The organism is Streptomyces malaysiense (assembly GCF_000980885.2).
GTDB classification, from domain to species: Bacteria; Actinomycetota; Actinomycetes; order Streptomycetales; family Streptomycetaceae; genus Streptomyces; species Streptomyces malaysiense.
The window spans coordinates 1-20,133 of sequence record NZ_LBDA02000005.1 but is presented as its reverse complement, the minus strand read 5'-3'; the positions used below and the strand labels follow the sequence as shown (position 1 = coordinate 20,133).

Annotated in this window: 19 protein-coding genes and 1 tRNA gene; 13 read left to right on the top strand and 7 right to left on the bottom strand. The window is 71.6% G+C overall.

Annotated features, from left to right (window positions below):
• The 4 genes from VT52_RS02310 to VT52_RS02295 form a co-directional block, all read right to left on the bottom strand.
• A partial coding sequence (locus tag VT52_RS02310) for a 2-oxoacid:acceptor oxidoreductase subunit alpha (protein ID WP_071387348.1) occupies positions 1-1,891 on the bottom strand: 1,891 nt, incomplete at its 3' end.
• Positions 1,892-2,164: 273 nt separating this feature from the next.
• The gene (locus tag VT52_RS02305; RefSeq protein ID WP_046425868.1) at positions 2,165-2,824 is read right to left on the bottom strand and encodes a response regulator transcription factor; all 660 of its coding nucleotides are present in this window, start codon (positions 2,822-2,824) and stop codon (positions 2,165-2,167) included.
• 244 nt (positions 2,825-3,068) lie between these two features.
• The gene (locus tag VT52_RS02300) at positions 3,069-4,442 is read right to left on the bottom strand and encodes a sensor histidine kinase (protein WP_046425870.1); all 1,374 of its coding nucleotides are present in this window, start codon (positions 4,440-4,442) and stop codon (positions 3,069-3,071) included.
• A gap of 158 nt (positions 4,443-4,600) precedes the next feature.
• The gene (locus VT52_RS02295) at positions 4,601-5,854 is read right to left on the bottom strand and encodes a sensor histidine kinase (protein WP_046425871.1); all 1,254 of its coding nucleotides are present in this window, start codon (positions 5,852-5,854) and stop codon (positions 4,601-4,603) included.
• 186 nt (positions 5,855-6,040) lie between these two features.
• On the opposite strand from VT52_RS02295, the gene VT52_RS02290 reads away from it, so the two are divergent.
• The 11 genes from VT52_RS02290 to htpX all read left to right on the top strand — a co-directional run bounded on the left by VT52_RS02290 (position 6,041) and on the right by htpX (position 17,346).
• The gene (locus VT52_RS02290) at positions 6,041-6,463 is read left to right on the top strand and encodes an NADH-quinone oxidoreductase subunit A (RefSeq protein ID WP_046425873.1); all 423 of its coding nucleotides are present in this window, start codon (positions 6,041-6,043) and stop codon (positions 6,461-6,463) included.
• Complete coding sequence (locus VT52_RS02285) at positions 6,454-7,056, top strand: NADH-quinone oxidoreductase subunit B (RefSeq protein ID WP_046425874.1); 603 nt, start codon at positions 6,454-6,456, stop codon at positions 7,054-7,056. The genes VT52_RS02290 and VT52_RS02285 overlap by 10 nt, the downstream gene beginning before the upstream one ends.
• Positions 7,053-8,501, top strand: coding sequence for an NADH-quinone oxidoreductase subunit C (locus VT52_RS02280; protein WP_046425875.1), 1,449 nt, complete (start codon positions 7,053-7,055; stop codon positions 8,499-8,501). Before VT52_RS02285 ends, VT52_RS02280 begins: the two co-directional genes overlap by 4 nt.
• Positions 8,498-9,466, top strand: coding sequence for a complex I subunit 1/NuoH family protein (locus VT52_RS02275; RefSeq protein ID WP_046425876.1), 969 nt, complete (start codon positions 8,498-8,500; stop codon positions 9,464-9,466). The genes VT52_RS02280 and VT52_RS02275 overlap by 4 nt, the downstream gene beginning before the upstream one ends.
• Positions 9,466-10,041, top strand: a complete 576-nt coding sequence (locus VT52_RS02270) for a NuoI/complex I 23 kDa subunit family protein (protein ID WP_046425878.1) — start codon at positions 9,466-9,468, stop codon at positions 10,039-10,041. Before VT52_RS02275 ends, VT52_RS02270 begins: the two co-directional genes overlap by 1 nt.
• Complete coding sequence (locus VT52_RS02265) at positions 10,038-10,679, top strand: NADH-quinone oxidoreductase subunit J family protein (protein ID WP_046425880.1); 642 nt, start codon at positions 10,038-10,040, stop codon at positions 10,677-10,679. Before VT52_RS02270 ends, VT52_RS02265 begins: the two co-directional genes overlap by 4 nt.
• The gene (gene nuoK, locus VT52_RS02260) at positions 10,679-11,053 is read left to right on the top strand and encodes an NADH-quinone oxidoreductase subunit NuoK (RefSeq protein ID WP_046425882.1); all 375 of its coding nucleotides are present in this window, start codon (positions 10,679-10,681) and stop codon (positions 11,051-11,053) included. Before VT52_RS02265 ends, nuoK begins: the two co-directional genes overlap by 1 nt.
• Positions 11,050-13,044 carry an NADH-quinone oxidoreductase subunit 5 family protein gene (locus tag VT52_RS02255; RefSeq protein ID WP_046425885.1) on the top strand — a complete coding sequence of 665 codons (1,995 nt, stop codon included), beginning with the start codon at positions 11,050-11,052 and terminating at the stop codon, positions 13,042-13,044. Before nuoK ends, VT52_RS02255 begins: the two co-directional genes overlap by 4 nt.
• 6 nt (positions 13,045-13,050) lie before the next feature.
• Positions 13,051-14,625, top strand: a complete 1,575-nt coding sequence (locus VT52_RS02250; RefSeq protein WP_046425887.1) for an NADH-quinone oxidoreductase subunit M — start codon at positions 13,051-13,053, stop codon at positions 14,623-14,625.
• Complete coding sequence (locus tag VT52_RS02245; RefSeq protein WP_079174792.1) at positions 14,622-16,223, top strand: NADH-quinone oxidoreductase subunit N; 1,602 nt, start codon at positions 14,622-14,624, stop codon at positions 16,221-16,223. Before VT52_RS02250 ends, VT52_RS02245 begins: the two co-directional genes overlap by 4 nt.
• A 259-nt stretch (positions 16,224-16,482) precedes the next feature.
• On the top strand, positions 16,483-17,346 hold the full coding sequence (htpX, locus tag VT52_RS02240; protein ID WP_046425889.1) for a zinc metalloprotease HtpX: 864 nt from the start codon (positions 16,483-16,485) through the stop codon (positions 17,344-17,346).
• Positions 17,347-17,444: 98 nt separating this feature from the next.
• Here htpX and VT52_RS02235 read toward each other — a convergent pair whose 3' ends face one another.
• Together VT52_RS02235 and VT52_RS02230 are read right to left on the bottom strand one after the other, a co-directional pair.
• Positions 17,445-18,002: a DoxX family protein gene (locus VT52_RS02235; RefSeq protein ID WP_079174791.1), complete on the bottom strand. Its 558-nt coding sequence runs from the start codon at positions 18,000-18,002 to the stop codon at positions 17,445-17,447.
• Positions 18,003-18,123: 121 nt separating this feature from the next.
• Positions 18,124-18,525 carry a YccF domain-containing protein gene (locus VT52_RS02230; protein WP_046425900.1) on the bottom strand — a complete coding sequence of 134 codons (402 nt, stop codon included), beginning with the start codon at positions 18,523-18,525 and terminating at the stop codon, positions 18,124-18,126.
• 270 nt (positions 18,526-18,795) lie between these two features.
• On the opposite strand from VT52_RS02230, the gene VT52_RS02225 reads away from it, so the two are divergent.
• Positions 18,796-19,065 carry a GlsB/YeaQ/YmgE family stress response membrane protein gene (locus tag VT52_RS02225; protein ID WP_046425891.1) on the top strand — a complete coding sequence of 90 codons (270 nt, stop codon included), beginning with the start codon at positions 18,796-18,798 and terminating at the stop codon, positions 19,063-19,065.
• 72 nt (positions 19,066-19,137) lie between these two features.
• Here VT52_RS02225 and VT52_RS02220 read toward each other — a convergent pair whose 3' ends face one another.
• Positions 19,138-19,626: a YajQ family cyclic di-GMP-binding protein gene (locus tag VT52_RS02220; protein ID WP_037663331.1), complete on the bottom strand. Its 489-nt coding sequence runs from the start codon at positions 19,624-19,626 to the stop codon at positions 19,138-19,140.
• A gap of 224 nt (positions 19,627-19,850) precedes the next feature.
• On the opposite strand from VT52_RS02220, the gene VT52_RS02215 reads away from it, so the two are divergent.
• Positions 19,851-19,932: transfer RNA gene (locus VT52_RS02215), tRNA-Tyr, on the top strand.
• Positions 19,933-20,133 lie beyond the last annotated feature (201 nt).

The window sequence follows — 20,133 nt, the reverse complement described above, 5'->3', positions numbered from 1 at the left end:
GCTCCGCCTTGAACGGCATGCCGTTGACCTGGTTGTACGAGTGGGCGTCGACCAGGTACTTCGCCCGGATCAGGGTGGCCAGCTGCCCCAGGTTCATCTCCGGGACCACCACCTTGTCGTACCGCGCGAGCACCGCGCCGAGATTGCGCGGGAAGGGGTTGAGATGGCGCAGATGTGCCTGCGCGATCGAGTCGCCGGCCGCGCGCAGCCGCCGTACCGCCGCCGTGATCGGGCCGTACGTCGAACCCCAGCCGAGGACCAGGGTCTTCGCGCCGTGCGGGTCGTCCACCTCCAGGTCCGGGACCTCGATGCCGTCGACCTTGGCCTGGCGGGTGCGGACCATGAAGTCGTGGTTGGCCGGGTCGTAGGAGATGTTGCCCGTGCCGTCCTGCTTCTCGATGCCGCCGACGCGGTGCTCCAGGCCGGGAGTGCCCGGCACCGCCCAGGGGCGGGCCAGAGTCCGCGGGTCGCGCTTGTACGGCCAGAAGACCTCGGTGCCGTCCGCCAGGGTGTGGTTCGGGCCGGACGCGAACCGGACCCGCAGATCCGGCAGTTCCTCCAGGTCCGGGATGCGCCAGGGCTCGGAGCCGTTGGCCAGGTAGCCGTCGGAGAGCAGCATCACCGGGGTGCGGTAGGTCAGCGCGATCCGCGCCGCCTCCAGTGCCGCGTCGAAGCAGTCCGCCGGGGTCTTCGGCGCGACGACCGGCACCGGCGCCTCGCCGTTGCGCCCGTACATCGCCTGGAGCAGGTCCGCCTGCTCGGTCTTGGTCGGCAGACCGGTGGACGGGCCGCCCCGCTGGATGTCCACCACCAGCAGCGGCAGCTCCAGGGAGACCGCCAGACCGACGGTCTCACTCTTGAGGGCGACACCGGGACCGGACGTGGTCGTCACCGCCAGCGAGCCGCCGAACGCCGCGCCCAGCGCCGCGCCGATGCCCGCGATCTCGTCCTCCGCCTGGAAGGTCCGCACCCCGAAGTTCTTGTGCCTGCTCAGCTCGTGCAGGATGTCCGAGGCCGGCGTGATGGGGTACGAGCCCAGGAACAGCGGCAGGTCCGCCTGCCGGGAGGCACTGATCAGACCGTAGGCCAGGGCGAGGTTGCCGGAGATGTTGCGGTAGGTGCCCACCGGGAAGGCCTTGGCGGCGGGAGCGACCTCGTAGGAGACCGCGAAGTCCTCCGTGGTCTCGCCGAAGTTCCAGCCCGCGCGGAACGCGGCGATGTTCGCCGCCATGATCTCCGGCTTCTTCGCGAACTTCGACCTCAGGAACTTCTCCGTTCCCTCGGTGGGCCGGTGGTACATCCAGCTCAGGAGCCCGAGGGCGAACATGTTCTTGCTGCGCTCGGCCTCCTTGCGGGAGAGGTCGAACTCCTTGAGGGCCTCCACCGTCAGGGTGGTCAGCGGCACCGGGTGGAGGCCGTAGGCGTCGAGCGAGCCGTCGTCCAGGGGCGAGGCTTCGTAGCCCACCTTCTGGAGCGCCCGCTTGGTGAATTCGTCCGTGTTCACGATGATCTCGGCGCCGCGCGGCAGATCGCCGATGTTGGCCTTCAGAGCCGCCGGATTCATCGCGACGAGGACGTTCGGCGCGTCGCCCGGGGTGAGGATGTCGTGGTCGGCGAAGTGGAGCTGGAACGAGGAGACACCGGGCAGGGTGCCGGCGGGGGCGCGGATCTCGGCGGGGAAGTTCGGCAGGGTGGAGAGGTCGTTGCCGAAGGAAGCGGTCTCCGAGGTGAACCGGTCCCCGGTGAGCTGCATGCCGTCACCCGAGTCCCCCGCGAACCGGATGATCACCCGGTCCAGGCGGCGCACATCCTTCGTGCCGCCCGGTTTGCGCTGCTCCCCGACGACTGAACCGTCGGCCTGCTCCGTTGGGCTGCTGACCTGGCTGGTCACTGAACTGGACCTCCTTCGAGGCGGCTGTCCGGGGTTTGGTCGTCCCACGGACCATCCCAGGATCAACCCTACGTCGGTTAGGGTCGCCTTCCCGTGGTCATCCGGAGATTCGGATGATGTTTCGAGACGGCGTCTAGCGCTGACATGTCAGGGCTTCCTTCCCCGGTTCCGCCTTCCGTTCTCCTGCCGGGTACCCCTCATTCCCACGGAAGCCGGATCCTCTGACACGCCCCTGACGCCGAGGCCCGCCCGCCGCCGTCCGAGGACGTCCGTTCAGGAGTTCAGATAGGTGAGCACCGCGAGCACCCGCCGGTGGTCACCATCGCTCGGAGACAGGCCGAGCTTGAGGAAGATGTTGCTGACGTGCTTCTCCACCGCGCCGTCGCTGATGACCAGCTGCCGGGCGATCGCCGAGTTCGTGCGCCCCTCCGCCATCAGTGCCAGCACCTCGCGCTCGCGCGGGGTGAGCCGGGCCAGCACGTCCTGCTTGCGGCTGCGGCCCAGCAGCTGCGTGACCACCTCCGGGTCCAGCGCCGTACCGCCCTCGGCGACCCGCACCACCGCGTCCACGAACTCCCTGACGTCCGCCACCCGGTCCTTGAGCAGATAGCCCACGCCCCGGGTGGAACCCGCCAGCAGCTCGGTGGCGTACCGCTCCTCCACGTACTGCGACAGCACCAGCACCCCGAGCCCGGGATGCGCCCTGCGCAGGGACACGGCTGCCCGCACCCCTTCGTCGGTGTGCGTCGGCGGCATCCGCACGTCCGCCACCACCACGTCGGGCAGCGTGCCCTCGCCGGCCAGATCGGCGATGGTCTTCACCAGTGCCTCCGCGTCGCCGACCCCGGCCACGACCTCGTGTCCCCGGTCGGTCAGCAGCCGGGTCAGGCCCTCTCGGAGCAGCACCGAGTCCTCGGCGATGACCACCCGCACTCTGTCCTCCACGATCCTTCGCCCCCGTCATGCGCGGTCCCGTGGCGACGCCCACCGGGGACGCGCCTCCGTACGAGGACCAAGCATTCCAGGAATCGGCACACAGCGTGCCACGCCCTGTGGACAACTAGGTCGAGCGCCGGTATATCCGCTGGTCAGAAGTTAGTTGGCCGTTGGCCGGCCATTGATTCGCTCGCTGCTCGGCCGTCGTCCGATCGCCGGTCGGCCGCCGGGCGGCCGACGGTCAGCCGCGCCAGGGAAGTTCCGCTATCACCCGGGTCGGGCCGCCCGCCGGGGAGTCCACCAGCAGGATGCCGTCCACCGCGTCCAGGCGGCCCTTGAGACCGGCGAGGCCCGAGCCCGCGGAGGCGTCCGCCCCGCCCACCCCGTCGTCGGTCACCTGGAGCATCAGCCGGTCCTCCGCGCGCCACACATCGACCGAGGCGGAGCGCGCCCCGCTGTGCTTGGCGACGTTCTGGAGCAGCTCGCAGACCGTGAAGTAGGCGATGCCCTCGATGGCCGGCGCCGGACGGGACGGCAGGTCCACCTCCACCCGGACCGGCACCGTGCACCGGGACGCCACCGCCGACAGGGCCGCGTCCAGACCACGGTCGGTCAGCACGGCCGGGTGGATGCCGCGGGCCAGATCGCGCAGCTCCTGGAGTGCCGTCTTCACCTCGCCGTGCGCGTCCTCCACCATGCGCGCCGCTGCCTGCGGGTCCTCCCGCATCTTCTCCTTCGCCAGCCCCAGGTCCATCGCCAGACCGACCAGCCGGGCCTGGGCGCCGTCATGCAGATCCCGCTCGATGCGGCGCAGGTCGGCGGCGGCCGTGTCCACCACGACGCCCCGGTCCGACTCCAGCTCCACCACCCGCTCCGACAGCAGGGAGGGGCCGAGCAGCCCGCGCACCAGCAGCCCGTCCACCGTCGTCAGAGCGCGCACCAGCCAGGGCGTGGCCAGCGTGAACAGCAGCCCGACCAGCCCGGTCACGGTGATCTCGAAGCTGTTGTCCAGATAGATGCGGTGGTGCGCGTCGCCGTACAGCTGAAGGCCGCTCTCTCCCGCGTACGCCGGGAAGACCCAGAACCACAGCGGGTAGGTCAGCATGGTCAGGCTCAGGGTCCACAGGGTCACCGCGACCGTGAAGGTGAACACCGCCCAGGGGAGCTGCACCAGCGAGTACAGCAGGCTGCGCCAGGAGGCGCCGCTCTTGAGCACCGCGCCCATCCAGGCCGGCGCGCCCGGCTTGCGGACCTGCAGCGGCTCCGGGCCGGGCACGTCCACGCCCAGCAGCGCCCTCGCCCTCGCCCGCTCCAGCGCGCCGAAGGCCCGGGAACCGGCCAGCGCCGCGGCGAGGACGGGAACGCCGAGGAAGGTCACCAGCAGGCCCGCGCCCAGCGACACCATCGTCACCGTCCAGGTGAACAGCACGATCGAGACCGGCAGGCTCAGCAGGACGTAACCCAGCTCCCGCCAGGTACGGCCCTCGAACGGCGCCCGCAGCGCGGCGGGGAGCCGGGGGCGGCGGCCGGGGTGCGGGCCGTACCCGTACCGCCCCTCGTCGTCACCGGTGTCGTAACCCTGGCCGTACCCGCCGTGTCCGTACTGAGTGGCCATCGATGTCGTCCCGTTCTCCTCGTCCAGACGGCCGTTCAGCCGTGACTCAAGAGTCGTGCGCCGCGGCCCTCGGGACCATGGAGTCCGTCGGCGTCCTGGACCGGGGGTTTTCCCCACCCCCGTTCGGCCCGACGGGCGTCACCGGCCGTTCGCCGGGGCTATTTCTCCCGGTCCCGCCACGGCAGTTCGGCCGTGATCTCCGTCGGACCGCCCGCCGGGGAGTCGACCACGAACAGGCCGTCCACCGCGCCCAGCCGGTCCGCCAGGCCCCGCATCCCGGTGCCGCCGTCCAGGGCGGCGCCGCCCCGGCCGTCGTCGTGGACCTGGATCAGCAGCCGGTCCGCGGTACGCCACACGTCCACCGAGGCGGAGCGGGCGGCGCTGTGCTTGCTGACGTTCTGGAGCAGCTCGGAGACGGTGAAGTAGGCGATGCCCTCGATGGCCGCGGCGGGGCGGTCCGCGAGGTCCACGGTCACCTTGACCGGCACCGTGCAGCGGGCGGCGACCGAGGAGAGGGCGGCGTCCAGGCCGCGGTCCGTGAGGACGGCCGGGTGGATGCCCCGGGCCAGGTCGCGCAGCTCCTGGAGGGCCAGCTTCACCTCGCCGTGCGCCTCCGCCACCATCGCCGCCGCGGTGTCCGGGTCCTCCAGCAGCTTCTCCTTGGCCAGACCCAGGCCCATGGCCAGGTTGACCAGCCGGGCCTGTGCGCCGTCGTGCAGATCGCGCTCGATGCGGCGCAGGTCGGCGGCGGCCGTGTCCACCACGACACCGCGGTCCGACTCCAGCTCGGCTATCCGGCGTTCCAGCTCGTCGGAGGGGGACAGCAGGCCGCGCACCATCGCCCGGTCCACGTTCGCCAGCCCCCGGGCGAGGTAGGGCAGCAGGGGCCACAGCACGAACAGCGAGATCAGCACCGTGCAGAAGGTGAGGATGCCCCAGGGCAGCCGGATCGCGTCGTACAGCAGCGTGCGCCAGCCCACCGGGTCCTTCAGCGCCAACCACGCCCGCTGGAGCATGCTCCCGCCGCGGGCGAGCGGCAGCGGCGACGGCTCCTCCACACGGACCCCGAGCAGCGCCCTGGCCCGCGCCCGCTCCAGCTTCCCCAGCTGCCGGGCGCCCAGCAGGGACAGCGCCAGCAGCGGCAGGCCGACCACGGTGACGGTGAGAGCGCCGCCGACGGACAGCACGGTGATCGCGTAGACGAAGCCGAACACCGTCACGGGCAGGTTCAGCAGCAGGTGCGCGATCTCCTTCCAGGTGTGGACGCCGTAGACCGGCCTCGGAGGCGGGACGTGGTCGGTGCCGTCGGGCCGACCGGGTATGCCGGGCCGGTCGAGGCCGTCGTGCCGGTCGAGGCCGTCGTGCACGTCGGTGCCGTCGGGCCGGCCGGCGGCGGAGCTGGGAGCGGTCATACCGGACAGCCTGCCGAACGAGGCACCCTCCGCGCCATGCGGTACACCGCCCTCCGCTCACGGGGGAAAACCCCACCCCCGGCCGCCCCGGGCGTCTCGGGGCGTGACTGCCTGCTTACCGCTTCTTTATCAGGGCCTAGACTCCCGTGCGTACAGGTCACGAGGTCAGGGAGCGAGGGACGGACGGTGCGGGAGACCCTGGGGGATTCGACCACAGCCGCGACACACGTCGTCACCGCGACCGGATATTTCCGGTCCTACTCGGCCGTGGGGCTGCTCGCCGTCGTCGGCGTGCTGTTCGTCGCGGTCGCGTTCGGCGCCGGACGGCTGCTGCGCCCCGTAGTGCCCACCCCGGAAAAACTCCTGACCTACGAGTGCGGTGTCGACCCCGTGGGCGAGGGCTGGGCCCACACCCAGGTCCGCTACTACGTCTACGCCTTCCTGTACGTGATCTTCGCGGTCGACTCCGTCTTCCTGTTCCCCTGGGCGACGGTCTTCGCCGCCCCCGGATACGGCGCGACGACCCTCGTGGAGATGTTCCTCTTCCTCGGCTTCCTCGCCGTCGGCCTGCTGTACGCATACAAGAAGGGCGTCCTGGCATGGACGTGACCCCGGACCCCGTACTCCTCCCCGAGCCCAAGCGGCTGGGCGCGCTGGCCAGGCTGGCGCCCGAGCCCATGAAGGTGGTCCTCAACTGGGGCCGCCGCTACTCGCTCTGGGTCTTCAACTTCGGTCTCGCCTGCTGCGCGATCGAGTTCATCGCCGCCTCGATGGCCCGGCACGACTTCATCCGGCTCGGCGTCATCCCCTTCGCACCGGGGCCCCGTCAGGCCGACCTGATGGTGGTCTCGGGCACGGTCACGGACAAGATGGCCCCCGCCGTCAAGCGCCTGTACGAGCAGATGCCCGAGCCGAAGTACGTCATCTCCTTCGGCGCCTGCTCCAACTGCGGCGGCCCCTACTGGGACTCCTACTCCGTCACCAAGGGCGTCGACCAGATCATCCCCGTGGACGTCTACGTGCCCGGCTGCCCGCCGCGCCCCGAGGCGCTGCTCCAGGGCATCCTCAAGCTCCAGGAGAAGATCGCCGCCGAGTCGCTGGGGGAGCGGTACGGACACGGTGGCGCCCGGCCGTCCGCGGCCGCGCTCCAGAGCGGTCTGGTGCGGCCGCCCGCCCCGTCCGGCGAGGAGGGCGCGCGATGAGCACGACCGGCTGGCTGCCCGCCCCCGTCGAAGAACTGTTCGGTGCGGAGGCGGTGGCCGAGGAGTCGTACGAGGTCCTGACGGTGGACGTGCCGCCGTCCGCCTGGCTCGGCGCGCTACGGACGGCTCGTACGACGTTGACCTGCACCTATTTCGACTGGCTCAGCGCGGTCGACGAACCGGGAGCCGGCTTCCGCGTGTCCGCCCACGTCGTGGCCCTGAACCCGGTCCGCCGGCTCCTCGTCCGCACGACGGTGCCGCACTCGGCGCCGGTGCTGCCGACCGCCGTCGGGGTGTACGCCGGCGCGGCGTGGCACGAACGCGAGACGTACGAGATGTTCGGGGTGACCTTCGAGGATCACCCGGGGCTCGAACACCTGCTCCTCCCCGAGAACTTCGAGGGCCACCCACTGCGCAAGGACTTCGTCCTCGCCGCCCGCGTGGCCAAGGCGTGGCCCGGCGCGAAGGAGCCCGGCGAGTCCGAGCACGGCGGGGCCAAGCGCCGCCAGATGCTCCCGCCCGGTGTCCCCGACCCCAACGAGTGGGGCCCCCTCAAGGGCAGTCTCCCCGCCGTCCCGGCCCGCCCGGGTCGCGCCGCCGGAGACCGTCCGGTACGACGCGCCCGCACCGCGGCGGAGGGGTCGTCAGGCCAGGCGAGCGCGACGGAGGCCGCCGCCGCGGAGCGTCCGCGGCGCACGCGGAGTGCGGGCGAGGGGTCTGCGAGCCAGGGCTCGGGGAGCCAGGTCCCGGCCGGCCCGACGCCGGTGGGGGAGGGTTCCCGGCCGGGTGCCGCCGGTGGCCCGGCGCGGCCCCGGCGGATGCGGAGCGCGAGCGAGGGGTCTGCGAGCCAGGCGGCCGCGGCCGATGCCGATGCCGATGCCGCGCAGGCAACGCCGGAGGCCCCCGCACCGGCGCGCCCCCGCCGCGGCCGCAGCGCTTCGGAGGGGTCGGCCTCGCAGCGCTCCACGGAGCCCCCGGCCACCGGGCCGGCGGAACGGTCCCCGGGGCCGCGGGACGCCGAGCGTCCCGCTCCCGGTACGCCCCCGCGTGGCTCCGACGCCCCGTGGCACCACGCCCGCCCGGCTTTCGACGAGCCCGAGCAGGCCGCCGGATTCGAGCGAGCCGCCGAGCCGCGGCCGGTTCCCGACGCGCCGGAACGGCCCGAGGCACCGGAGCACCCCAGGTCGCCGGAGCTCGACCAGTCGTCTGATTCCGGCCAGTCGCCTGATTCCGATCAGTCGTCCGAGTCCGGCCAATCCTCGGGAGCCGGCCAGCCCTCGGAAGCGGCCGACTCGCGGTCCCGGACCGACGGACCGTCCTCCGCCGGACCGCCGGCCGGCGAAACCTCGTCCGATCCGGAACCGGGCCCGGACTCCGCCCCCGACTCCGGCCCCGACCCGGACCCTGAATCCCCCCCGACCGAACCCCCAGGAGGCCCGCAGTGAACGGCGCACTCGACGTCGCCCTGCGGCTCGTGGCCGTGTTCCTCGTCTTTCTCGTCTTCCCGCTGGTCGTGGGGCAGACCGAGCACAAGGTGATGGCCCACATGCAGGGGCGGCTCGGGCCGATGTACGCGGGCGGGTTCCACGGATGGGCCCAGTTGGTCGCCGACGGAGTGAAGTTCGCGCAGAAGGAGGACGTGGTGCCGGCGCAGGCCGACCGCCGGGTCTTCCAGCTCGCGCCGGCCGTCGCCCTGCTGCCGTACCTGCTCGTGCTGCTCGTCATCCCGATCGGTCCGAGCGAGGGCGCCGTCGGACAGGCCCTGGACGCGGGCGTGTTCTTCGCGCTCGCGGTGATGGGCGTCGGCGTGCTCGGCTCGCTCATGGCGGGCTGGGCCAGCGCCAACAAGTTCTCCCTGCTCGGCGGCCTGCGTACCGCCGCCCAGCTGCTCGCCTACGAACTGCCGATGCTGCTCGCCGCGGCCTCCGTCGCGATGGCGGCCGGCACCGTCTCCCTGCCGGGCATCCTCTACGCCTTCCACTGGTGGTGGCTGCCCTGGCAGCTGATCGGCGCGGTCGTCTTCTTCGTCGCCGGGCTCGCCGAGCTGCAACGCCCGCCCTTCGACATGCCGGTCGCCGACTCGGAGATCATCTTCGGCGCGTACACCGAGTACACAGGTCTGCGCTTCGCCCTGTTCCTGCTCGCCGAGTACGCCGGCATCGTCGTGCTGTGCGGCCTGACCACCGTGCTCTTCCTCGGCGGCTGGCACGGCCCCTGGGGCGCCGACGGGCTCGGCTGGGTCTGGACGCTGCTCAAGGCCGCGATCCTCGCCTTCGTCGTCATCTGGCTCCGCGTCACCTACCCGCGGCTGCGTGAGGACCAGCTCCAGAAGCTGTCCTGGACCCTCCTCGTCCCCCTCTCCCTCGCCCAGATCGCCCTCACCGGCATCGTCAAGGTGGTGATCTCCTGATGGCCGCGTCGCCCCCACCCGCCCGGCCCCGCATCCCCGGCTCCGGCCTCGCCAAGGGCCTCGCCGTCACCCTGCGCACGATGATGCGCAAGCACGGCACCGAGCAGTACCCGGACACGCTGCCCGAACTGCCGCCCCGCACCCGGGGCGTGATCGGGCTGTTCGAGGAGAACTGCACGGTCTGCATGCTGTGCGCCCGCGAGTGCCCCGACTGGTGCATCTACATCGACTCCCACAAGGAGACGGTCCCGCCCGCCGCCCCCGGTGGCCGCGAACGCAGCCGCAACGTCCTCGACCGCTTCGCCATCGACTTCTCCCTGTGCATGTACTGCGGCATCTGCATCGAGGTCTGCCCCTTCGACGCGCTGTTCTGGTCCCCGGAGTTCGAGTACGCCGAGACCGACATCCACGAGCTCACCCACGAGCGGGACAAGCTCCGCGAGTGGATGTGGACCGTGCCCGCCCCGCCCGCGCTCGACCCGGGCGCGGAGGAGCCGAAGGAGATCGCCGCCGCCCGCAAGAGCGCGGAGAAGCTGGCCGCCGCGCGGACCGACCCCGAGGAGGGCGACGCGTGAGCCCCGCCCCGATCCTTGCCGCGGCCCCGCACGGCTTCCTCTCCCCGACCGGCGTCGAGATCGCCTTCCTCCTCGTCGGCCTGGTCACCTTCGGCGCCGCGCTGATCACCGTCACCACCCGGCAACTGGTGCACGCCGCCCTGTGGCTGGTGGTCGCGCTCGGCGGCCTCGCCGTGGAGTACCTGCTGCTCACGGCCGAGTTCATCGCTTGGGTGCAGGTCCTGATCTATGTCGGTTCCGTCGTCGTGCTCCTCCTGTTCGGGCTGATGCTCACCAGGGCCCCGATCGGCCGCTCCCCGGACGCCGACTCCGGCAACCGCTGGGCCGCACTCGCCGTCGCGGTCGCCGCCGCCGTCGCCCTGGTGTGGGTGGTCGCCGACGCCTTCCGTACGACGTGGATCGACCTGACCGGACCGGCCGCGGGCACCACCCACGTCACCGGGGCAAGCCTGTTCCGTTACTGGGTGCTGCCCTTCGAGGCCCTGTCCGTGCTGCTCCTCGCGGCCCTGGTCGGCGCGATCGTCCTGTCCCGCAAGGCCAGGGCCGGGGAGGACGCCGGCACCGGCGCCGACGACCGCGACGAGGCGGCCGGTGCCACGCCGGCACCCGTCCCCGCCCAGAAGGACGGCGCCCGCTGATGCACCTCGTCTACCCCGCCGTGCTCTCCGCCCTCCTCTTCTGCACCGGCCTGTACGGCGTCCTCGCCCGCCGCAACGCGATCCTGGTCCTGATGTCGGTCGAGCTGATGCTCAACGCCGTCAACCTCAACCTGGTCGCCTTCGACGTCTGGCTCAGCCGCGCCGCCCGCGACACCCTGCACTCCGGCCAGGCGCTGACCCTGTTCACCATCGCCGTCGCGGCCGCCGAGATCGGCATCGGCCTGGCGATCGTGCTCGCCGTGTACCGCAACCGCGGCACCTCCGACATCGACAAGCTCCGCGACACCGCCGAAGGCCCCGACGACGCGGAACCGGGTGCCGTCGCGGCACAGAAGACCGAGGCCACCGCGTGACCACGACCACCCTCGCCGTGCTCGTTCCCCTCCTGCCGTTCCTCGGCGCCGCGGCCGGACTGCTGCTCGGCCGCACCGCGCCCGGATTCGTGCGCCCGCTCGCCGTGCTGCCGCCGCTGGCCGCACTGGCGTCGGCCGCGCTGGTCGCCGTCCGCCAGGGCGGCGGACCGGCCGTGAACGCGCACACGGAGCTGACTCCCACCGGCTCGGTCCCCGTCGACCTGGCCCTGCACATCGACGGCTTCGCCGCGCTCGTCGCGATCCTGGTCGCCTTCGTCGCGACCTGCGTGCAGATCTACTCCACGGGCTATCTGCGCGACGACCCGCGCTACCCCTCGTACGCGGCTCTCGTCTCCCTGTTCACCTCCGCGATGCTGCTCGTCGTCTACTCCGGCGACCTGATCGTGCTGCTGGTCGGCTGGGAGGTCATGGGCATCTGCTCCTACTTCCTGGTCGGCCACTACTGGGAGACCCCCGAGGCCCGCGCCGCCTCCCTCAAGGCGTTCCTGGTCACCAAGCTCGGCGATGTGCCCTTCCTGATCGGCCTGTTCGCGCTCGCCACCGACGCCGGCTCCTTCCGCATCACCCGCGTCCTCGGCACGGTCGCGAACGGCGGCCTGCACCATCCGACCCTCGTCGCCCTGCTGCTGCTCGCGGGCGTGGCCGGCAAGTCGGCGCAGTTCCCGCTGCACACCTGGCTCCCGGACGCCATGGCCGGCCCGACGCCGGTGTCGGCGCTGATCCACGCCGCCACGATGGTCGCCGCCGGCGTCTACTTCGTCGCCCGCCTCCTCCCGGTGTTCGAGGCATCCGGGGCCGCGATGCTGGTCCTGGCCGTGATGGCAGCCGTCACCATGACCGGTTCCGGCCTCGCCGCGCTCGCCCAGGACGACATCAAACGAGTCCTCGCCTACTCGACCATCGGCCAGCTCGGATACATGACCGGCGCCCTCGCCGTCGGCGACCGCGGTGCCGCCGTCTTCCACCTCCTGTCGCACGGTGCCTTCAAGGCGCTGCTGTTCCTCGCCGCCGGTGTGGTCATCCACGCCGCCGGCACCAACTCGCTGGCCGCCATGTCCCGCATGCGCGGCCTGCGGGAGAGGGTCCCGGACGCCTACTGGACGATGACCGTGGCGCTGCTCGCGCTCGCCGCGATCCCGCCGTTCAGCGGCTTCTTCTCCAAGGAGTCCGTCCTCGGCGCCGCCGAGCACGCGGCCCACGGGACCACCGCGCACGTGCCCGGCGCGGCCGGCTGGTTCGTCCTCGTCGCCGGCCTGGTGACCGCCGTGCTGACGGCCGCCTACGCCACCCGGCTGTGGCTGCTGGCCTTCCACGGCCAAGGCGCCGAGGCCCCCGATCACGGCCGCCAGCCGCTGACCATGACCGTGGTCCTGTGGGTCCTCGCGGTGCCCTCCCTGGCCTTCGGCGGGCTCGCCTACCGCGCGCTGCCGGGCTGGTTCGACGGGACCTCCCTGACCCCGACCCTGCTCACGTCCATCCTCGGCACGGGTCTCGCCGTCGTCGGCGCCCTCCTCACCTACGGTGTCTGGCAGCGCACCACCCGAAGCCTCGTCAGCACCCCGCTCGGCGCGGTCGCCGCCCACCCCGAGGGCGACGCCGGACTGGTCGAGGCCGAGGCCATCGCCAGCCACACCCCGGCCTACGGCGACATCGCCTACGCACCCGACCCGGCGGACCCCGGGCGGGCGCTGCTCGGCCCGCTGCACCGGCACGCGGCCGTCGGCTTCCACCTCGACGCCGTCTACACGGCGCTGTTCGTCCGCCCGGTGCTGGCCGCGGCGAGCCTCGTACGATTCCTCGACCGCGAGGTCGTGGACACCTACGTCGGCGCCGCCGGCGCGCTGCCCCGGTTGCTCGGGGCCGCCGTACGCCGCGCCCAGACCGGCAATGTGCAGACCTATGTGAGCGCGCTGCTCGCCGGCATCGTCGTCCTGGCGGTCGCCGTCGTCCTCGTCGCCACGGGAGCGTGAGCAGGCGTGATCGATATCAACGAGTCCGTGATGCGGGTCCTTCTCGCATTGATCGTCGTCGGCCCGCTCATCGGTGCCGTCGCCGCCCTCCTGCCGGCCCCGCCCGGACTGAGGGGGAAGTCGCCCGAGCAGTCCGTGCTGCGCCACGGCGTCGCCGTGACCGGGGTGATCCTCGCCGCCGCGATCCTGCTCGCGCTCGGCTTCGACCACCACCAGCCGTCGAGGATGCAGGCCACGACCGACATCAGCTGGATTCCCGCGCTCGACGTGCGGATCCACCTCGGCATCGACGGCATCTCGCTCCCCCTCCTCGTACTGACCGCGCTGCTGACCTTCCTGTGCGCGCTGTACTCCTACTTCAAGCCGCCCACAGGCCCGTCCCCGAAGGCGTTCGTCGCCCTGCTGCTCCTGCTGGAGACCGGCACGCTCGCGACCTTCGCCGTGCTCGATCTGCTGCTGTTCTTCCTCGCCTTCGAGACCGTGCTGATCCCGATGTACTTCCTCATCGCCCGCTGGGGCGGCGAGGGGCGGACCCGGGCCGCGTGGAAGTTCATCCTGTTCACGCTGCTCGGCTCCGTCGTCATGCTGCTCGGCCTGCTCCTGATCGGAATCAAGGCGGGCACGTTCGACATGGTGGCACTCGCCACTGACAACGGCCGGTCCCTGACCGCGTCCGTGCAGGTCATCGCCGTTCTGGCGATCGGTCTCGGGCTCGCGGTCAAGACCCCGATGTGGCCCCTGCACAGCTGGCTGCCCGACGCCCACACCTCCGCGCCGACCGTCGGCTCGGTACTGCTGGCCGGTGTCCTGCTGAAGATGGGTACGTACGGGTTCGTCCGGATCCTGCTGCCGATCGCGCCGCACGGCTTCCGCACCTTCGCGCCGTACCTCGCCGCGTTCGCCGTGGTCGGGATCATCTACGGGTCCCTGGCCTGTCTGGCGCTGGCCAGGCGCGGCGCGAAGGGCGACCTCAAGCGGCTGATCGCCTACTCCTCCGTCGGTCACATGGGCTTCGTCCTCCTCGGCATCGCCACCATGACCGCGACCGGCGTGAACGGCGCCCTGTTCGCCAACATCGCCCACGGCCTCATCACCGGACTGCTGTTCTTCCTGGTCGGTGCGCTCAAGGACCGCACCGGCAGCACCGACCTCGACACGCTGGCGGAGGAGACCGGCCTCGCCCTGTACGGCAAGGCGCCCCGCCTCGGCGGTCTGCTCGCCTTCGGTGCCGTGGCCTCCCTCGGGCTGCCGGGACTCGCCGGGTTCTGGGGCGAGATGCTCTCCCTGTTCGGCGCCTTCGAACCCGCGGCGGGCCTCAGCCGCCCGGCCTTCCTCACCTTCATGGCGATCGGCGCGTTCGGCACCCTGCTGACGGCCGCGTACATGCTGATCGTGGTCCGCCGGGTCTGCATGGGCGGTGCCGAGCGCGAACTCCCGAAGCTCGCCGACGTCCAGGGCTACGAGTTCGCGGCCTGGACCCCGCTCGTCGCCCTGACCGTCGTCGCCGGACTGTGGCCACGGGCCCTGCTCGGCCTGACCGACCCGGCCGTGCACCAGCTGCTCGCAGGAGGCACCCGATGAGCGCCCAGCCCCTCGCCGCGGCCGCCGGGTCGCTGGTCCACCCCCTCGCCCAGCCGCTCGGACAGCCCCTCGCCGCGTCCGCCGCGTCGCTCGTCCAGTCCGTCGACTGGCTCGCCGTCGCCCCGCCCCTGATCGCCGCCGTCGTGGCGCTCGGCGTGCTCGTCGCCGACCTCTTCCTGCCCGAGGCCGGCAAGAACGTCCTCGGCTGGATCTCGGTCGCCGGGCTCGCCGCCGCCGCGCTGATGTTGCTGCCGATCCTGGACGGCGACCGCGCCACCTTCTGCCTGACCGGCACCGGCACCGGCACCGGCGCCCCGCGCGCGTGCAGCTACACCGCCGACCACTTCACCCTCGTCATCCAGCTCCTGGTCCTCGGCGGCGCCCTGCTCGCGGCCCTGCTGTCGATCACCACCGTGGACGACGACCGGCGGCGCGTCCCGCCCGGCGAGTTCTGGTTCCTGCTGCTGTCCGCCACGGCCGGCGCCGCTCTGCTGCCCGCCGCCCGCGACCTGGCCACCTTGATCGTGGCCCTGGAGGTCGCCTCACTGCCCGCCTTCGCCCTCGTCGGCATCCGGCACGGCGACCGGCGGTCCGCCGAGGCCGCTCTGAAGTTCTTCCTGTCCTCGGTCACCGCCACCGCGGTCAGCCTGATGGGCGTCAGCTTCGTCTACGCCTCCACCGGAACCCTCTACCTCACCCAGGTGGCTCAACGACTTCCGGACACCCCAGGCCAGCTGCACACCCTGGCCCAGACGGGCGTCGTCCTCACCCTGATCGGCTTCGCCTTCAAGACGGCCGCCGTGCCCTTCCATTTCTGGGTGCCCGACACCTACGTGGGCGCGCCGCTGCCCGTCGCCGCCTACCTGTCGGTCGTCGGCAAGGCGGTCGGATTCTCCGGCCTGATCCTCGTCACCGTGGTGGCGTTCCCGTCGTACGCCGACGTCTGGGGGCCCGCGCTCGCCGTCCTGGCGGCGCTCACCATGACCGTCGGCAACCTCGGCGCGCTGCGCCAGCAGGCCACGCGCGCCCGCAGCGCCGTACGACTGCTCGCCTGGTCCTCCGTCGGCCAGGCCGGCTACCTCCTCGTACCGATCGCGGCGGCCGGGTACGCCGGGAACGCGCAGAAGGCGATCGGTTCCACCGTCGCGTACGCCCTCATGTACGCCGCCGTGAACCTCGGTGCGTTCGCGGTGGCCGCCGTGGTGGGCCGCGGCCGTGCCGGGAACCGGATCTCCGACTACCGGGGCCTGTACGCCACCAACCCGGTGACGGCTCTTCTGATGGCCTTCTTCCTGCTCTGCCTGGCGGGCCTGCCACCGGGGATCATCGGCCTGTTCGCCAAGGTCACCGTGTTCGCGGCGGCCGTCGACGCGGGCCTCGGCTGGCTCGCGGTCGTCATGGCCGTCAACGTGGTGATCGCCCTCTTCTACTACCTCCAGTGGACGGCGCTGCTGTTCCGCGCCCCCGAGGGCGAGGCCGCCCGGCACCGGATCCCGGCCCCGCTCACGGCCGCGATCGCCCTCGCCGGGGTGGCGGGCGTCGCCCTGTCCGGGGCGCCCCAGCTGGTGCTGCGGTTCGCGGCCACCGGGCTCTTCTGAGAAGGGCCGGCGGGCCCCTCCGAGGCGGCCCGCCGCCCTTGCCCGCGACCGCCCACGTTCCGTTCCCACGACCGCCCGAGGTCCGTTCCCGCGACGGCCCAACGGGCCCCCGCGAGCACGCGCGGGGCCCCCTTCACTCGTACGGCCTCCGTGCCCGCCCCCGCCCACCTGGGAACTTGTGACCTCCGCCTGGCGTTGACCAGTGCGGGAGGGTCCACTGGACCGAAGGGTCCCTGCTGTACCACTTGGAGGGCGTACCGTGCACCGCCGGCACAACGGGCTCAGGACCGCAGTACTCCTCGGGGGACTGTCGGCGCTCATCATCGTCATCGGCAGCTTCTTCGGCCGCACCGGGCTGATCGTGGCGGTCCTGATCGCCCTCGGCACGAACGCGTACGCGTACTGGAACAGCGACAAGCTGGCCCTGCGCGCGATGCGGGCCCGCCCGGTGAGCGAGTTCGAGGCCCCGGCGCTGTACCGAATGGTCCGCGAGCTGTCCACGCAGGCCCGCCAGCCCATGCCCCGGCTCTACATCTCCCCGACCGAGGCCCCGAACGCCTTCGCCACGGGCCGCAATCCGCGCAACGCGGCGGTGTGCTGCACCGAGGGCATCATGCGCCTGCTCGACGAGCGCGAGCTGCGCGGCGTCATCGGGCACGAACTGAGCCATGTCTACAACCGGGACATCCTCATCTCCTCGGTGGCCGGCGCGCTCGCCTCGGTGATCATGTTCCTGGTGAACTTCGCCTGGCTGATCCCGATCGGCCGTTCGGACGACGACGAGGGCCCCGGCCTGCTCGGCATGCTCCTGATCATGATCCTGGGCCCGCTCGCCGCCACGCTGATCCAGCTGGCCATCAGCCGCTCCCGGGAGTACGAGGCGGACGCCTCGGGCGCCCAGCTCACCGGCGACCCCCTGGCCCTCGCGAGCGCCCTGCGCAAGCTGGAGACGGGCACCCGGCAGCTGCCGCTGCCGCCCGAGCCGCGGATCGAGACAGCGAGCCACATGATGATCGCGAACCCGTTCCGCCCGGGGCAGGGGCTGTCGAAGATGTTCTCCACGCACCCGCCGATGGCGGAGCGGATCGAGCGCCTGGAGGGCATGGCCGGCCGCAGGCTGTGAGGCCGGGAGCACCGCGACCGGCCCCGCCGGGCCGCTGACACCGCGCGCGCCTGGGCCGTCGGCACCGCGTCCGGGAGAGCCTCACCCGGCGGCCTCCCTCACAGCGCCAGCGCGAGCGCCGCTCCCAAGCCCCCGAGCACGAGAGCGAAGGCCGCCTGGGGCCAGCCGCCCTTTCCCCACCGGAAGAACCGGTCCAGGGCGAGCCGTCCGGGCCCGATGGCCGCGACGGCGAGGGCGACGACGGCGAGGGCGATGTTGTACTCCACCCCGCCCTTGTCCACCCACACCCCATGGGCGGCGCTCACGGCGACCATGGCGTTGATCATCACGCCCACGATCGCGGCGGCCGCGAGCGGCACGAGCAGCCCGGCGGCGAGGCCGAGGCCGCCGAGGAACTCGGAGAGGGCACCGATCGCCGCGAAGAGTCTGCCGGGGCGGTAGCCGAGCGACTCGAACCCCTTGCCGGTGGCCGTCAGCCCCTGCCCGCCGAACAGTCCGAAGAGCTTCTGGGACCCGTGGCCCGCGAGAAACAGCCCGAAGGTCAGCCGGAGCAGCAGCAGCCCGCAGTCCGCTGCGCTCACCTCCGTACGGCCGGCCCCCTGCCGGGTGGCCGACGGAGCGGTGGCGGTCGTCGGGCCGATGTGATTCCTGGGCATCTGAGAACTCCGTACGGATGCCGGGACCTGCGCTTCCCCCAAGCCTGGACAGGCGTCCGCGCCCCCATTGCTACCGTCCCCGTGGCGATGATTCCGGAGATACGGCGCTCCCGCACATCGATCAGCGGCCGCCGAACCCCTGGTCCGTGCGGACGATCTCGCGGCCCAGCGGCATCAGCGAGATCGGGATGAGCTTCAGGTTGGCCCAGCCGAAGGGGATGCCGATGATCGACAGGAACAGCGGGATGCTGGTGATCAGGTGCCCCAGGGCGAGCCACCAGCCCGCGAAGATCACCCAGATGACGTTGCCGATGACCGATCCGGTACCGGCGTCCGGCCGCTCCACGGCGGTCCGGCCGAACGGCCACAGCACGAACCCTGCGATGCGCAGCGAGGCGATGCCGAACGGGATCGTGATGATCAGCACGAAACAGACCAGCGCGGCGATCAGATAGCCGATCGACATCCAGATGCCGCAGAAGAGCAGCCAAAGAATGTTGAGCAGCAGGTTGAACACCTTCATGATCGGCACCTCTCAGGTCACTGCGCCGGACTTCCCTGCTGCCACAAGTATCAGCCGGTCACACCCTTCGAGCAGCGCCGGAGCGTCCCTGTGACGAGATCGGGAACGACCCGGTACGAACATCCGAGCGGCGACGGCAACCGGGTGCGGGTCCGCCGGCGTCCTGTTCACCGAGAAGGTACGAACACGCGCACGCCGGACCGCTGATCCTCATCAAGATCTCATGAACGAGGCTGTGCGCACCGGGCGCGAAAGGGCAGGGTTGGCGCTATGGGCATCATCGCTTGGATCATTCTGGGGCTGCTGGCCGGAGCCATAGCCAAGGTCCTGCTGCCGGGGCGCGACCCCGGCGGCCTCCTGGGCACGACCGTCATCGGCATCCTGGGCGCCTTCGTCGGTGGCTGGATCTCGTCCCGTTGGCTCCACCACCCGGTCAGCAAGCACTTCTTCGACGGCGCCACCTGGGTGGCGGCCATCGGCGGCTCCCTGGTGCTGCTGATCGCCTACCGGCTGGTCTTCGGCAACTCCCGCCGCAGCTGACACTGCCCCCACGGCACGGAAGGGTGGGCGCCCGCAGGGGCCCCACCCTTCTCCTCGTTCCGCTCCCGGTTCCTACCGGTAGTTCACGAACTGCAGCGCGAAGTCGAAGTCCTTGCCCTTCAGGAGGGCGATCACGGCCTGGAGGTCGTCGCGGCTCTTGGAGCTGACGCGCAGCTCGTCGCCCTGGACCTGGGCCTTGATGCCCTTGGGGCCCTCGTCGCGGATGATCTTCGCCACCTTCTTGGCGTTCTCCTGGGAGATGCCCTCCTCGATGGAGGCGAAGATCTTGTACTCCTTGCCGGACAGCTGGGGCTCGCCCGCGTCCAGCGCCTTCAGCGAGATGCCCCGCTTGATCAGCTTGGACTGGAAGACGTCGAGAACGGCCTTCACCCGCTCCTCGGAATTCGCCTCCATGAGGATCTTCTCCCCGGACCACGCGATCGAGGCGCCGACGCCCTTGAAGTCGTAGCGCTGGGAGATCTCCTTGGCGGCCTGGTTGAGGGCGTTGTCGACCTCCTGCCGCTCGACCTTCGAGACGATGTCGAAACTGGAGTCGGCCATGTCCTGTGGCTCCTTGTATCGGGGTGCGTGTCGGTGCGTGCCGGCGTGCGCGGCGGCGGCCGCCGGGCCCGGCATCCAGCCGGGCCGCATCCGCACCAGCCTAGCCACCCCGGGACCGGAGAGCTGGAGATCAACCGGGTGGCGAAGCACCCCCGTGGATCGGGTATTGTTTACGTCGTTGCCGGGGAACACCGCCGAAAGCGGGTTCGATTGGCAGCAAACTTGGCGGTGTGCCCGAGCGGCCAAAGGGAGCAGACTGTAAATCTGCCGGCTCAGCCTTCCCAGGTTCGAATCCTGGCGCCGCCACAGTGAGGGAAACCCCCTCCGATCAGGTTGATTACTTGATCGGAGGGGGTTTCTCGTTGTCGGGTCGGTTCGGCCGAAGCGTTTCGGCCGGCACGTTGCGGGGCCGGGTGTCCGCGACCGGCCCCTGGGTGCTTCGTGGCGGCCTGCTTCCCGGGGGCGGGCAGCGGCCGGTGGTAGTGGTCAGCGCCAGTTGGTGTCGTG

Coding starts and splice junctions, on each gene's coding strand:
- VT52_RS02300 (WP_046425870.1), bottom strand. CDS start 4,442: ATGGCCACTCAGTACGGACACGGCGGGTACGGCCAGGGTTACGACACC.
- VT52_RS02295 (WP_046425871.1), bottom strand. CDS start 5,854: ATGACCGCTCCCAGCTCCGCCGCCGGCCGGCCCGACGGCACCGACGTG.
- VT52_RS02285 (WP_046425874.1), top strand. CDS start 6,454: ATGGACGTGACCCCGGACCCCGTACTCCTCCCCGAGCCCAAGCGGCTG.
- VT52_RS02280 (WP_046425875.1), top strand. CDS start 7,053: ATGAGCACGACCGGCTGGCTGCCCGCCCCCGTCGAAGAACTGTTCGGT.
- VT52_RS02270 (WP_046425878.1), top strand. CDS start 9,466: ATGGCCGCGTCGCCCCCACCCGCCCGGCCCCGCATCCCCGGCTCCGGC.
- nuoK (WP_046425882.1), top strand. CDS start 10,679: ATGCACCTCGTCTACCCCGCCGTGCTCTCCGCCCTCCTCTTCTGCACC.
- VT52_RS02245 (WP_079174792.1), top strand. CDS start 14,622: ATGAGCGCCCAGCCCCTCGCCGCGGCCGCCGGGTCGCTGGTCCACCCC.
- VT52_RS02235 (WP_079174791.1), bottom strand. CDS start 18,002: ATGCCCAGGAATCACATCGGCCCGACGACCGCCACCGCTCCGTCGGCC.
- VT52_RS02230 (WP_046425900.1), bottom strand. CDS start 18,525: ATGAAGGTGTTCAACCTGCTGCTCAACATTCTTTGGCTGCTCTTCTGC.
- VT52_RS02225 (WP_046425891.1), top strand. CDS start 18,796: ATGGGCATCATCGCTTGGATCATTCTGGGGCTGCTGGCCGGAGCCATA.
- VT52_RS02220 (WP_037663331.1), bottom strand. CDS start 19,626: ATGGCCGACTCCAGTTTCGACATCGTCTCGAAGGTCGAGCGGCAGGAG.